This window comes from Exiguobacterium sp. UBA7533 (genome assembly GCF_002479335.1).
Classification (GTDB): Bacteria; Bacillota; Bacilli; order Exiguobacteriales; family Exiguobacteriaceae; genus Exiguobacterium_A.
The window spans coordinates 122,492-135,507 of sequence record NZ_DLMP01000005.1; the positions used below are offsets into that span (position 1 = coordinate 122,492).

Consider the following 13,016-nt stretch of genomic DNA (forward strand, 5'->3'; position numbering starts at 1 on the left):
TGAGTCTTGCCCGAGTTTTCCTCTACATAACAGTCACCTTTGATGACAGCATGGTTCTTGAAAACGATCTGCGTAAGGCTAGGAACCGTCCAGTAGAGTAGTCCAACTCCAAATAACGTGATCAAGATGAATTGAAGTTTGGTTTTAAATGATTCTGTTGAGTCTTTCCATGTACTAATCGTAAAAAAACGCCGCCAAAAAGTGTAATGATTCCGAGGATGAGCATTCCATAGTATTGAATAAGTTCACGATTCATTCAAGTTTGCTCCGTTCCTCATAAATATAGTCCGTTCGCCTGGACGACGAAGTGTGAATGTTCGTAGTGGTAGGTGATGACGGAATAGTCGAACGGACGACCGTTTGTTAAGTGAAAGACTGTCTCGATCGTCAATCCAGGATCGCCCTCGGCGAGATCCAGATGACGAGCCGTCTCTGCGCTTAATTTCCCGACGTGCATGTACATATCCGAGAATCCAATGTTCAATTGCAGTGCTGTCTCTAAATATTCGAAGATCGATTGTTCGACGATTTCGCGATTTAAGTACGGAACGATCGATTGACGATAATAAGACTCTTCGAGACAGAGGATTTTGCCGTCAATGAAACGGATTCGCTTAACGTAATAGACTGTCTCACCCGATTCGATCCCAAGATTCTTCGCGATATTATCCGTTGCATCGATTGGTTCGAGTACGAGAACAGTTGACTCAATCGTATGACCGACGAGATTCTGCTTGAATCCTTGAGTCGAGAACAGTCGAATATAGCCGGTCCGATTCGTCTTACGGACAAAAATCCCGCTTCCACGGACTTGAAAGATGATGCCTTTTCGTTCAAGCAATTCGAGTGATTTTGTCATCGTCGTTTTACTGACGGCGAACTGCCGGATTAGTTCTTCGAGGATGGGTAGTTTGTCGCCTTGCTTTAACTCATGTTTTTCTATGTATTGCTCGATTTCATCGGCAGTTTGCTGGTATTTCAGCATAGGACACCTTCTTTTCTCACGAACTGATTTCTAATGTGAGTTTAGCATATTATTGATGTCTCCAAAATAGAATAGTTAATTAAATTATTTATGTATTGATTAATTGTGCATGTACAATTAAAATGAAAGGGTATTCAACGCGTCATATTCAGGGGAGGTACACAATATGGGCAAGGTTCGCGATTATCAAAAACTGGCGCACTCGATTTTAGAAGCGGTCGGAGGAGAAGAGAATATCATCAGTGCTGTTCGATGCGCTACACGACTTCGTCTTGTCTTAAAACGTTCAGATCCAGTAGCCAAAGAAACGGTCAGTGCATTACCTGGCGTCATTACGGTCGTTGAGTCTGGCGGGCAATTTCAAATCGTCATTGGTCAACACGTTGGAGAAGTCCATCAAGAATTTGTGAAACTCGTCGATCTAGAGCAACCGGACACGGAAGAGGCACCGAAAGGGACGGTCCTTAACCGAATCATAGCGACGATGTCAGCCGTTTTTGCACCGTTCGTTTATATCTTAGCTGCAGCAGGGATTCTGCAGGGAACATTGATTTTAGCGACACTTGCTTTTCCGGCATTCGCGAAGACGGGCACTTATGAAGTCTTCAGCTTTATCTCGTGGGCGCCTTTTACGTTCTTGCCAATTTTCATTGCCATCACGGCAGCGAACCATTTTAAAGTCAATGCATTCATTGCCGTTGCGTGTAGTGCGGCACTGGTCAGTCCAACGTGGGCAGACATCGCGGCGCGCATTACTGCAGGTGAATCCATCACGTTTCTAGGAATTGCTTTATCCGGAACAACTTATACATCATCGGTCTTACCTCCATTATTCCTCGTCTGGATTTTGTCCTACGTCGAACGATTCCTGAACAAGACGATCCACGAAGTCGTTCGTCCATTGTTCGTGCCATTCTTTAGTATGGTGTTGATGGTTCCATTCACGATTCTCTTGATCGGACCGATTACGACACTTGGTGCAGAAGGGATTGCAAATGGGTATAACTACTTAGCAGAGAATGCTCCTGCGGTCGCTGGTCTGATCATTGGTGGCTTCTGGCAAGTCATCGTCATCTTCGGTGTCCACTGGGGTGTCACGCCGATGGTGCTTGCGAACTTCGAACAATATGGTCGTGATTCATTCCAGGCGTATCAAACGATTGCCGTCATCGCCCAAATCGGTGCTGTCATCGGCGTCATCTTAAAAGCACGAAACAAAGAAACAAAAAAAGTCGGTGTCTCAGCAGGACTAACAGGTATCTTCGGCATTACAGAACCAGCCATCTATGGTGTGACGCTTCGTTTTAAGAAACCATTCATCTACGGTTGTATCTCTGGTGCGATCGGCGCCGTCACGGCGAGTTTCTTTAAACCGTATTACTTTGCTTACGCCGGATTACCGGGACCATTGACGCTCGTCAATGGAATCGATTCCGACTACCCGTCGTCCATCATCGGTTTATTGATTGGAACAGCGATTGCCTTGATCCTGCCGATTGTCTTGATTCAAGTATTCGGTTTCGGTGAACAAGCATCACCTGTCGTCGCAACGGAAACGACAGCGACCCCTGTTGCTGAACAAGAAGTCAGTGCGACACTAACGAACGAAGAGACGCTGCGTGCACCGCTTGAAGGAACAATTGTTGCCTTATCGGATGTACCGGATCCTGTCTTTGCATCCGGTGCGATGGGACAAGGGATAGCGATTCGTCCGACGAACAACCGGGTCACGGCCCCGTTTGACGGGACCGTCGTCATGGTCGCCCCGTCAGGTCACGCGATTGGATTACGGTCGACGAGTGGTGTTGAAGTCTTGATTCATGTCGGTCTTGAGACGGTGAAGCTCGACGGTAAACCGTTCACGTTACACGTCAAAGAAGGTGAAGCTGTGACGACCGGTGATCTCCTCATGACGTTTGATGCGACAGCGATTGAGACACATGGACTCGAGACGATCACACCAATCATCATTACGAACACACAGAGTTATGCACAAATTCTACCGACGGACGAGACGGTCACGACGGCAAATACACAGATTTTGACGATCATCAAGTAAGAGAAAAAGAAGGAGGACATGAAGATGAAGACATTACCAAACGATTTCTTATGGGGCGGTGCGTTAGCGGCGCATCAATTTGAGGGTGGCTGGAATGCTGGTGGCAAGGGACCGAGCGTCGTTGATGTATTGACGGCAGGAGCACACGGCGTCGCACGACGCATCACGGATCAAGTAGAGGAGAATGAATTTTATCCGAACCACGAGGCGATTGATTTCTATCACCGTTATAAAGAAGATATTGCCCTGTTCGCTGAGATGGGACTGAAATGTCTCCGGACGTCAATCGGTTGGAGTCGGATTTTCCCGAACGGAGACGAAGCGGAACCGAACGAAGAAGGACTGAAGTTTTATGATGACGTCTTCGACGAATTACTGAAATACGGCATCGAACCAATCATCACGCTGTCGCACTTTGAGATGCCACTCCACCTCGCACGTGAATACGGTGGATTCCGCAACCGGAAAGTAGCGCTGTTCTTCGAAAAATTTGCGGAAGTCTGTTTCACGCGTTACAAAGACAAGGTCAAGTACTGGATGACGTTCAATGAGATTAACAACAAGATGGACGTCAGCAATCCATTATTCCTCTGGACGAATTCCGGTGTCCTCCTTGACCCGAATGAGAACGCGATGGAAGTCATGTATCAAACGGGTCACCACGAGTTACTCGCAAGTGCACTTGCCGTCGCGAAAGGGAAAGCGATCAACCCGGACTTCGAGATCGGGGCAATGGTTTCGCACGTGCCAATCTATCCGTACTCATCGCACCCGGAAGATATTCTACTTGCTGAGACATCGATGCGTCAGCGTTACTTCTTCCCGGATGTTCAAGTCCGTGGTTATTATCCGTCTTACGCATTGAATGAGTTCAAACGAGAAGGATATGACATTCCAATCTTAGACGGTGATGCGGAGATTCTTCGTAACGGAACGGTCGACTATCTTGGATTCAGTTACTACATGTCGACGACCGTCAAACATGATGCTGTCGTCAATAACACGGGCAACATCGTCAACGGTGGTCTCGCGAATGGTGTCGAGAACCCATATATCCAGTCGAGCGACTGGGGCTGGGCGATTGATCCGGTTGGTCTGCGCTATGCGATGAATCGTCTCTATGACCGCTACCAGATTCCGTTGTTCATCGTCGAGAACGGCTTTGGTGCGATTGATACAATCGAGGATGGTCAGATTCATGACACGGCGCGAATCGATTACTTGCGTGCGCATATCGAAGCGTTCAAAGCAGCCGTGCTCGAAGATGGCGTCGAATTGATCGGCTACACGCCGTGGGGCGTCATCGACATTGTCTCTTTTACGACAGGAGAGATGAAAAAGCGCTACGGCATGATCTATGTCGACCGGGATAACGAGGGCAAAGGATCAATGGAACGGATGAAAAAGGATTCGTTCGATTGGTACCGTCACGTCATCGAGACGAACGGTGCTGCGTTACACAGTTCAGAGACGGCCAAATGATGATGTAAGGGGTAACGGAAAAATCCGTTGCCTCTTTTTTTTAAGAATTAGAATGAAAAAGTAGTGGGGTATGGCACACTAAGGAAAAAACGGGGGACCGGTAAATGATCAAAAAACGATATGCTGATCGGCGTGACTGGCGTCGCATCACACAACGACACTATGTTCATGAACAAGTAGAAAACGAAGTGTTTAACGGACATGTGACACTTCTTCAACTGATTGAAGTCGCTTCACCGTTAGATGTCCGTTATGGTGACGAAACGATTCGAATCGCTGACGCTGGTTACGTCTGGGTACAACAATTCCCAAGCGATGCTCATCATGCCGTGACCTCGATGTTTGACGCCACAGGTCAGTTGGTACAAACCTATATCGATATTTGTCTTCGTACCGGAGTGGAGGACGGACGAGTCTACTGGGAGGATCTGTTTCTCGATCTGATCGTTTTGCCATCAGGAGAAGTCTTATTAGTCGATGCGGACGAACTGGAAGCAGCGCAGGAGCAAGGGATTATCTCAGAAGCGGAATACACGCTCGCTTGGGTGGAAGCTAAACAATTGCAGAAACAACTACAAAATGGAACTTTTCTGCTCGTCACACACGCAGAAGTGATAAAAGAACGGCTAGAACAGCAATTTTAACAGGGAACACCGCGTTGACGGGGTTCCCTGTTTTTTAGGCGTGTCGTTCTGCTTCAACTTCGTTCGTCGTAAAATACCGTTGCTTGCTCGGGAGGAGAACCAATCCGAGAAAACAGATTGTCACGATCACGAGGAGGCAGGCAAATAGAATCGTACTGAAGCGAATCGACCAGATGTCACCGAGCAGACCGATCGCGACGATTGCTAGAATCTGTAGCAGACTGACACCGACTCCGTAAAGACTCGTAAAGCGTCCCATTAAGTGTAGTGGAATATTCGTCTGTTGGAACGTTAGGAAACCGGTCCCCGCAAATGCGTGGAAACAACCGAGTAACAAGAAACCGATACAGACGATTGAAAACGAATTTGCACTTGCGTACAGCATATAACCGATAGCGACAAACGTATAGCCAATCGTCAGCATCGTCCGAACGGAAAGGGTTTTAGCGTAGCGAGCGACGATCCAGCTACCGGCAACAGAACTAATCCCCGTTAGGCTCATGAGTAAGCCGTAGTCTGTTTCTGATAAGCCGATGCTTCGCTGTAAAAAGACGACTTCTTGCGTATCGAGTGCAAGCGTCGCAATCATCATCAGCATCGCGAGGACATACAATCCAGTCACATAATACGCGTCTTTACTGAACTGATAGACAAGCCGCCAATCGGACAGGATGTCTTGTAGCTGCATCCCTCGATCGACCGAAGCGGAAAAACGCGGCAACCGCATCAACAGAACCGCTGATCCGAGGAATGAGACGGCATTGAGCCAAATCGCAACGTCAGCAGAAGCGACATATAAGAGTCCACCAGCGAGAGCTGGACCAATTAAAAAAGCACCAGACGTGATCAGACTACGATAGGCATTAAATGATGTCCGGTCGTCTTTCGGTACAAGCGTCGTGATATAGGTTAAGGTCGCTGGTTCGACGATAGATTTAATGACGGCTAAGGCAAGCAAGTTGATGTAGAGCATGGATAGTGGTAGAAATGGCAAAATGCCAATCAAGATTGCACGGAGTAAATCGGTCTGAATCAATAAGCGACGTAAGTCGGATCGGTCGACCCAACTACCTGCGAACGACTTGATGACGAGTGAGACGACCGGGCTGATGATCCAAAGCGTAGCAACGGCAGACGCTGAACCGGTCAAACGGTAGATATAGACATTGATCGCAACGAGATAAATGAAGTCACCAAACTGTGAAATACCGAGCGCACTTAAGAGTATTCGTTCCCGAGAAGACATGACAGCTTCCTTTCTTACATCATTTTCCAATAGTATACCAGGAAATTCAGATAACGTTTTCATATATCTCTATACTTTTTAAGAAAGAGTGGGTATACTTGGAAAAAATCAAAGGAAGAAGGGTTCGATCATGTTAACGACCATCGATTTATATCAAGCTTTGCCTGTACTTGAAACGGAACGACTCCGTTTGCGACCAGTTCGCACAGAAGATGCAGCAGATATCTATGCCTATACGAAAGATGAAGAGACAGCAAGATATGTCAGCTGGCATGCGCATAAAAGCCTTACGGATTCTGAACAATTCGTCGAACACATCCTTCGCCAATACGAACTAGGGAATCCTGCACCATGGGCAATCGAAGACAAAACGAGCGGACGGGTCATCGGAACGATTGATTTCATCAAAGTCTCGTTTGAGCAACAGCAAGCAGAACTCGGTTATGCGCTGTCGCGCGAGTACTGGGGGAAAGGTTTGATGCCGGAAGCAGCAGCGCGTCTTGTACAGTACGGTTTTGAGACACTCGGACTCGAGCGCATTCAAGCTCGTTGTTTTGTTGCAAATGATGGATCTGCTCGTGTCATGGAAAAGATCGGTATGACGTTCGAAGGAATCTCGCGGAGTGCTTTATTTGTTAAAGAGCGTTTCTGGGATTTAAAGATTTATGCGATCACACGTAGTGATTATGAAGGAAGGTAAGAGATGGGTTCACGGCTAATGCATGCCTATATCGGACAACGATTGATTATGTTACTACCGGAAATAGAGCCTGCTCGATTCCTTCTAATAGAACGATATGAAGAACGAACGCATCCACTCAGCTTAGGATGCGTTTTTTCTTTATTCATTTTTTAAATTTTAATTCAAAGCAAAACACTCGGAATAAGTTTAATTTTATGATATATTGGAAATAAGAAAAGTAAGGAAGTAAGGAATACAAGAAAAACACAGGAAGAAGGAAGTTCGTAATGGAGCTATCAAAGTTAACGTCAAAAGGACAGATCACCATTCCTAAAAAAATTAGGCAAGCCTTGCAAGTGGAGGAAGGAGATCGCGTGGCATTCATTGAGGAGGACGGGTTTGTCATCATGGCGAAAGCGGATTTGAAACAGCTGCATGACCTTCAAGATATATTGAGCGATGAGACGTTCAAGACGCTCATCCACAAAGCGAATCATCATTTGTAAAAAACAAATAAGGAGGAAATAACAGATGGATATGCGAGAAGTAGATTTACCAGGAATCGGACGGAAGTTCGAAGGCATCACGACACGAGGAGATAAGGTGGTCGTCATCGTTCACGACGACGGACGTCGAGAGGTCCATCATTATGATGATGATGATTTTGATGAGAGCATCTCGAGTGTGACGTTTAATGACGCAGAAGCTCGTCAAATGGCAGGAATTCTCGGAGGACTGTCCTATAAGCCGAAAGATCTCGAGAAAATCGAATTAGCATTTGATGATCTTGTGATCGAATGGTTTAAAGTTGGTCAGGATTCAAAAGTCAACAATCGAACGATCGGGGAACTCGATATCCGCAACCAGTACGATATCTCGATTATTGCCGTGCTCAAGCATGACCGTTCAAAATCGCTGAATCCTGGACCAGAAACGCGTCTTGAAGTGGGAGATACGATCGTCTTATCAGGTGAGCGTCAAAACGTCCGTCACATCACGAAAGCATTATTCTCAATCGAAGGAGGCGGATAATATATGGATCATCTCATATTTGAAGTCGGTACCGCGCTTATCTTAGTGGCGATCGCGGCGCTGCTCGCGAACAAACTTAACTTCTCGATCATTCCGTTTTTAATTGTTTTAGGAATGATTGTTGGACCGCACGCTCCGACAATCGGGATACTAGACTTCAAGTTCATCGAAAGTGCTGAGTTCATCAGTTTTCTCGGACGAATCGGCGTCCTGTTCCTCTTATTCTATCTCGGACTCGAGTTCTCGATTGGTAAATTGATCCGGTCTGGGAAATCAATCGTTACGAGTGGAACGATTTATTTATCCATTAACTTTACGGGTGGTCTACTCTATGGATTCATCGCTGGGTTCCCACTTTACGAAGTGTTGATCATCGCTGGAATCATCACGATTTCCTCGAGTGCGATCGTCGCAAAAGTCTTAGTCGACTTACGTCGGACTGGTAATACAGAAACAGAATTGATCCTTGGGATCATTATGTTCGAGGATATCTTCCTAGCAGTTTACTTGTCTGTTTTATCAGGACTCTTGCTTGGTGACGGAACAACCTTAATGTCTTCTGTCACATCGATTTTGATTGCTCTTGGGTATATGTTGTTGTTCTTCATCATTGCTCGAAAAGCGACACCACTCTTGAACAAAATGCTAAAAATCGCTTCGGATGAAGTCTTCATCATCGTTGTCTTTGCTTCCCTGTTCTTCGTTGCTGGTTTTTCAGAAACGATTCATGTCGCAGAAGCAATTGGTGCCTTGTTACTCGGTCTCGTTTTCTCGGAAACCGATCAAGGAGAGCGGATCGAACATCTTGTCGTCCCGTTCCGTGACTTCTTCGGTGCCATCTTCTTCTTTAGTTTCGGATTGAGTATCGATCCAACGATGCTCTTAGATGCTGTCTGGCTCGCACTTGGTGCCGTCGTCATCACGATTGTCGGAAACTATGTCGCGGGAATGATTGCAGGACGTAAAGCAGGACTTTCGCATAAAGCTTCATCGAACATCGGCTTGACGATCGTCTCGCGCGGGGAGTTCTCGATCATCGTCGCGAATCTCGGAATCGCCGGTGGATTGATGGATATCTTGTCACCATTTTCGGCTCTATACGTCTTGATTCTCGCGATTCTCGGACCACTGATGACAAAGGAATCGAAACGCATTTACAACGTCATGAATAAAATCTTCAAATGGACGGAACCGAAAGAGAAAAAGACAAAGAAAAATGCGTAATACGATGTAAACGAACAGCCAGTTCGGATTTCTCGAACTGGCTGTTGTTTTGTTTAAGTCAAGACATCATATGTCGCCATCAGGAATTGTCCCGATTGACGACTGTCCTTCAAGTGAAGATTCGTCTCAACGGTTCCTTCTGGGAATAACGGGATACCCGTTCCGAGAATGACAGGGGCCATCGCGAGTTCGATTGAACTGACGCACTGTAACCGTAGCGCTTCTTGAATCAATTCGCCGCCACCAACAAGCCAGACCTTGCCATCAATTGTCGGTGTGATCCGCTCAAGTAATTGATCGAGCGGTTCATCCGTATAGGTGACCGTCTCTGACGTTCGTTGCGTCCGGCTGTAAATATAACTTGGAATATCCGCGTATGGATACGTCTCGCTGAGTTGAAGGACTTCCTCATACGTTTTTCGACCCATGATGACGGCACCAATCTGTTCATAAAAAGTTTGATAGCCATTATCACCGTCTCCAGCAACAGCAAATAACCAGTCGAGGGAACCATCGTGTCTAGCAATTTTTCCATCAAGACTACAAGCGATATACAGTACGGTCGTAGATTGAGACATTAAAATTCCTCCTTAAGATTTGTGTGACTTCATCTTAGCGTATAATGACGACAAAAGATGTCGTCATTTGAGGAGGAACTTTATGAATACGAGACAATGGCGTTTGGTCCGTTTATTAAACCGGGGGGAACACTTTTCTGCACGTATGCTAGCGGAAGAATGTAAGGTATCGATCCGGACGATTCAACGAGACATGACCGTTCTTGAAGCAAATGGTTATCCGATTTACAGTGAACCGGGCGTAGCCGGGGGCTACCGGATGCTGCCGCACCGGAATATGCCGCCACTCGTTTTGACAAATGAAGAGACGATTGTCTTGTTCATGCTACTCGAATGGGTCGGTCAGATTCCAGATTTTCCGTTCGGGACAATCCGCCAGGAAGTCGCTGAACGCTATGCGAACGAGTTACCGAAGATGACGGAGCAACAGATTGTAAAATGGAAAGACCGCTTTCGATTTCAAGCGGTCGATACACCACCGTCACCGCGAAATCCTGCGTTACTCGACCTTTTAGAGAGCGGACGTATGGGGAATATTCTCTATGAGACGACAAAAGGACGACGCATGATCGTTGTAGATCCGATTGGTTTATCGTTTGAACAGAATCGCTGGTATTTTTATGGACGGACTGACCGTGGATTTCGGCAGTTCCGTGTCGACCGAGTTCTAGGTGTATCGCTTCATGAGTTGCCAGCAACTGATTTGACCTTTTCTGATTTAGAAAAGAACATGACACATGTACCGATGACGACGGTGAAACTAGAATTAACTTCTTTAGGTGAACGAATGCTCGAAGGCATTTTACCTCTTCGTCGTGACCGAACATGGCAAATTCCGATTCGCGAGCTCACTTTTTTAGGACGACAATTGATGCGGCTCGGTCCGGAAGTTCGAGTCATAGAACCGCAGGATCTCCGCGAACAATTGATTCGTCAAGCAGAAAAAATGATCGCTGTGCAACAGTCCGATAAGCCGTTCGGACAGAATTGATCAAAAAACTATGTTACGATATAGCTAGAAAGAAACAATAGAGGAAGGGGTCTTCCATGGAAACACTATCACTGATTTTATTGATGCTTGCGCTCATCTTACTGACGCAAGTCGTCGGACATTACATCCGTTTCATCCCAACGGCTTTGATCCAAATCATTGCCGGAACCGTCGCCGCTCTCCTGATGAGTGGCTTGACGATTGAGGTCGAATCCGAATGGTTCCTCCTGTTATTTATTGCTCCGTTACTTTATAACGATAGCTCTCACTTTCCGCGCGAAGATTTGTGGCGGATGCGCACAGCGATCTTCGGTAATGCAATCATCCTCGTCTTATTGACGACGATCGTCGGAGGATACTTCATCAATTGGTTGATTCCGGTCATTCCAGTCGCTGCTGCGTTTGCCTTAGCCGCAATCTTATCGCCAACGGATCCAATTGCCGTCAACGGAATTGCAAAACGTGTCCAGATTCCAGAACAAATCTTGACACTCGTTCGCGGAGAATCGCTGATCAATGATGCATCGGGATTAGTCGCGTTCAGTTATGCTGTTGCCGCTGTTGTCACGGGTTACTTCTCGATTCAGAGTGCGACAACAGAGTTCTTTTACATGTTCTTCGTTGGAGCCTTGATCGGATTGTTGATTTCGCTCACGATGAACTTTCTCAAGGTACGCTTGCGTCGAGCGGGTATTGAAGATGTCGTCTTCTACGCTTTACTGCAAATCCTGACACCATTTATCATCTTCTTCGTTGCTGAAGAAGGATTTCATGCATCAGGCGTCATCGCCGTCGTCACAGGTGGTATCTTGCATGCCTTGATCAAAGAACGAACAGAAACGTTCTTTGCGCAAGAGCAGACGTTGACGGATAACATCTGGACGATGATTGCGTATACGTTAAACGGGATTATCTTCTTATTGCTCGGTTTGACGTTGCCAGAAGCGACACGCGAGATTTTTGCGGATGACGCGATCAACAACTGGCGTCTCATGTTATATGTCATCGAAATCGGTTCATTCATTCTCGCGATCCGTCTCGTCTGGACGATGTTCTTCAATTGGTTCGATCATCGGTTCTTTAAAAAAGAGGACCGCGATCATCGTCGACCGTCCTTCAAACAAGATTTAATTACGACACTGGTCGGGGTTCGCGGAACGATCACGATGGTCGGGGTCTTGTCATTACCGTTCTTGACGGAGTCCGGCGAAGCCTTCCCGGAACGCTCATTGATTATCTTCCTTGCAGCGGGTGTCATCATCTATACGCTCGTTCTCGCGACGATTCTCTTACCGGTATTGAACCGTGGTGAGGCGGCAACGCCGATCGCACTCGACCTGAATGCCCAAAAACAACGGATGATTCGCCGGGCGATCTCAGAGATCAAACAAGTGACGGACGAAGACAATGCGGTCGTTGCGTTTGATTTACTCAATGAGTATCATGTGATGCTCCGGTTGTTGCGCGCGCAGGAAAAAAGTCAAGAAGAGCTCGATCAATTCAATGATCAGTTGAAGGCACTTCGTCTTGAAGCCGTCCAGTGGGAAAAGGAAGAATCAAAACGTTTCGTCGCTGAGAACAAGGTGCCGGATCTGCTGAAAAAGGATGTTTTCCGCTCGATTGAAAATCGTCGCAAGGCGATCGGTAAGGATTCGCGTTTCCAGATCGTCCAGCCGATTCGTAAATTGTGGTGGAAACGGAAACGATCGAACATGTCGTCGGATGCGTTAATTCAAATGACGCAAGTCGAGCATGATCTGTATGAAAAGGTCATGGGCACAGTCATCGAACGTCTCGAGAATTGCCGCACGTCTTATCCACCAGACGTCGTTCAAAGTGTGCTTGAGTTCTATAAACGACTTCGTTTCAAACATACGCGTTGGTCATCACCAATCGGTGGCAAGGACGTCGATCAGCAGAAGGAAGAGCTCTGCTTGAAAGCCATCGAAGTCCAGCGTCTTGAAATCGCCAATATGTCAAAAGAAGGGGATCTCTCGAACGAAGAAGAGAAGGAGTTACGCCGCTTCATTCACTATATCGAGAGTGTCGTTCTCTACGAATACGTTGAATAATATATAAAAAAAGACAAGAAG

General features: G+C 46.6%; 12 protein-coding genes. 9 read left to right on the plus strand and 3 right to left on the minus strand.

All coding sequences use genetic code 11. From position 1 onward, the window contains the following. Positions 1-274: 274 nt before the first annotated feature. Positions 275-985, minus strand: coding sequence for a GntR family transcriptional regulator (locus B2U10_RS07990; RefSeq protein ID WP_035407572.1), 711 nt, complete (start codon positions 983-985; stop codon positions 275-277). Between the two features lie 166 nt (positions 986-1,151). Between B2U10_RS07990 and B2U10_RS07995 the strand changes: the two genes are divergently transcribed. From B2U10_RS07995 to B2U10_RS08005, 3 genes are all read left to right on the plus strand, one after another. Beyond that, positions 1,152-3,044, plus strand: coding sequence for a beta-glucoside-specific PTS transporter subunit IIABC (locus tag B2U10_RS07995; protein ID WP_290786643.1), 1,893 nt, complete (start codon positions 1,152-1,154; stop codon positions 3,042-3,044). Between the two features lie 24 nt (positions 3,045-3,068). Beyond that, positions 3,069-4,526 (plus strand): 6-phospho-beta-glucosidase BglA, encoded by a 1,458-nt coding sequence (gene bglA, locus B2U10_RS08000; protein ID WP_290786645.1) that lies wholly within the window; start codon positions 3,069-3,071, stop codon positions 4,524-4,526. Between the two features lie 104 nt (positions 4,527-4,630). Further along, the gene (locus B2U10_RS08005; RefSeq protein WP_290786646.1) at positions 4,631-5,170 is read left to right on the plus strand and encodes a DUF402 domain-containing protein; all 540 of its coding nucleotides are present in this window, start codon (positions 4,631-4,633) and stop codon (positions 5,168-5,170) included. Positions 5,171-5,204: 34 nt separating this feature from the next. Here the strand turns inward: B2U10_RS08005 and B2U10_RS08010 are convergent, their stop codons facing one another. Beyond that, positions 5,205-6,416, minus strand: a complete 1,212-nt coding sequence (locus B2U10_RS08010; RefSeq protein WP_290786648.1) for an MFS transporter — start codon at positions 6,414-6,416, stop codon at positions 5,205-5,207. A gap of 130 nt (positions 6,417-6,546) precedes the next feature. Between B2U10_RS08010 and B2U10_RS08015 the strand changes: the two genes are divergently transcribed. From B2U10_RS08015 to B2U10_RS08030, 4 genes are all read left to right on the plus strand, one after another. Beyond that, positions 6,547-7,116 (plus strand): GNAT family N-acetyltransferase, encoded by a 570-nt coding sequence (locus B2U10_RS08015; protein ID WP_290786650.1) that lies wholly within the window; start codon positions 6,547-6,549, stop codon positions 7,114-7,116. Positions 7,117-7,385: 269 nt separating this feature from the next. Next, the gene (locus B2U10_RS08020) at positions 7,386-7,604 is read left to right on the plus strand and encodes an AbrB/MazE/SpoVT family DNA-binding domain-containing protein (RefSeq protein WP_023468485.1); all 219 of its coding nucleotides are present in this window, start codon (positions 7,386-7,388) and stop codon (positions 7,602-7,604) included. Positions 7,605-7,629: 25 nt separating this feature from the next. Continuing rightward, the gene (locus B2U10_RS08025) at positions 7,630-8,130 is read left to right on the plus strand and encodes a cation:proton antiporter regulatory subunit (RefSeq protein WP_056061776.1); all 501 of its coding nucleotides are present in this window, start codon (positions 7,630-7,632) and stop codon (positions 8,128-8,130) included. 3 nt (positions 8,131-8,133) lie between these two features. Next, positions 8,134-9,354, plus strand: a complete 1,221-nt coding sequence (locus B2U10_RS08030; protein WP_290783587.1) for a cation:proton antiporter — start codon at positions 8,134-8,136, stop codon at positions 9,352-9,354. Positions 9,355-9,407: 53 nt separating this feature from the next. Here the strand turns inward: B2U10_RS08030 and B2U10_RS08035 are convergent, their stop codons facing one another. Then, on the minus strand, positions 9,408-9,932 hold the full coding sequence (locus B2U10_RS08035; RefSeq protein WP_035407598.1) for a dihydrofolate reductase family protein: 525 nt from the start codon (positions 9,930-9,932) through the stop codon (positions 9,408-9,410). A gap of 82 nt (positions 9,933-10,014) precedes the next feature. Here B2U10_RS08035 and B2U10_RS08040 point away from each other — a divergent pair, with 82 nt between their 5' ends. Both B2U10_RS08040 and B2U10_RS08045 read left to right on the plus strand, forming a co-directional pair. Beyond that, positions 10,015-10,923: a helix-turn-helix transcriptional regulator gene (locus tag B2U10_RS08040; protein WP_290786652.1), complete on the plus strand. Its 909-nt coding sequence runs from the start codon at positions 10,015-10,017 to the stop codon at positions 10,921-10,923. Positions 10,924-10,979: 56 nt separating this feature from the next. After that, positions 10,980-12,995 carry a Na+/H+ antiporter gene (locus tag B2U10_RS08045; protein ID WP_035407603.1) on the plus strand — a complete coding sequence of 672 codons (2,016 nt, stop codon included), beginning with the start codon at positions 10,980-10,982 and terminating at the stop codon, positions 12,993-12,995. The last annotated feature ends 21 nt before the right edge of the window (positions 12,996-13,016 follow it).

Excerpts from the sequence above, each read along its gene's own strand:
- B2U10_RS07990 (WP_035407572.1), bottom strand. The coding sequence starts at position 985 with ATGCTGAAATACCAGCAAACTGCCGATGAAATCGAGCAATACATAGAA.
- B2U10_RS07995 (WP_290786643.1), top strand. The coding sequence starts at position 1,152 with ATGGGCAAGGTTCGCGATTATCAAAAACTGGCGCACTCGATTTTAGAA.
- bglA (WP_290786645.1), top strand. The coding sequence starts at position 3,069 with ATGAAGACATTACCAAACGATTTCTTATGGGGCGGTGCGTTAGCGGCG.
- B2U10_RS08005 (WP_290786646.1), top strand. The coding sequence starts at position 4,631 with ATGATCAAAAAACGATATGCTGATCGGCGTGACTGGCGTCGCATCACA.
- B2U10_RS08010 (WP_290786648.1), bottom strand. The coding sequence starts at position 6,416 with ATGTCTTCTCGGGAACGAATACTCTTAAGTGCGCTCGGTATTTCACAG.
- B2U10_RS08015 (WP_290786650.1), top strand. The coding sequence starts at position 6,547 with ATGTTAACGACCATCGATTTATATCAAGCTTTGCCTGTACTTGAAACG.
- B2U10_RS08020 (WP_023468485.1), top strand. The coding sequence starts at position 7,386 with ATGGAGCTATCAAAGTTAACGTCAAAAGGACAGATCACCATTCCTAAA.
- B2U10_RS08025 (WP_056061776.1), top strand. The coding sequence starts at position 7,630 with ATGGATATGCGAGAAGTAGATTTACCAGGAATCGGACGGAAGTTCGAA.
- B2U10_RS08030 (WP_290783587.1), top strand. The coding sequence starts at position 8,134 with ATGGATCATCTCATATTTGAAGTCGGTACCGCGCTTATCTTAGTGGCG.
- B2U10_RS08035 (WP_035407598.1), bottom strand. The coding sequence starts at position 9,932 with ATGTCTCAATCTACGACCGTACTGTATATCGCTTGTAGTCTTGATGGA.
- B2U10_RS08040 (WP_290786652.1), top strand. The coding sequence starts at position 10,015 with ATGAATACGAGACAATGGCGTTTGGTCCGTTTATTAAACCGGGGGGAA.
- B2U10_RS08045 (WP_035407603.1), top strand. The coding sequence starts at position 10,980 with ATGGAAACACTATCACTGATTTTATTGATGCTTGCGCTCATCTTACTG.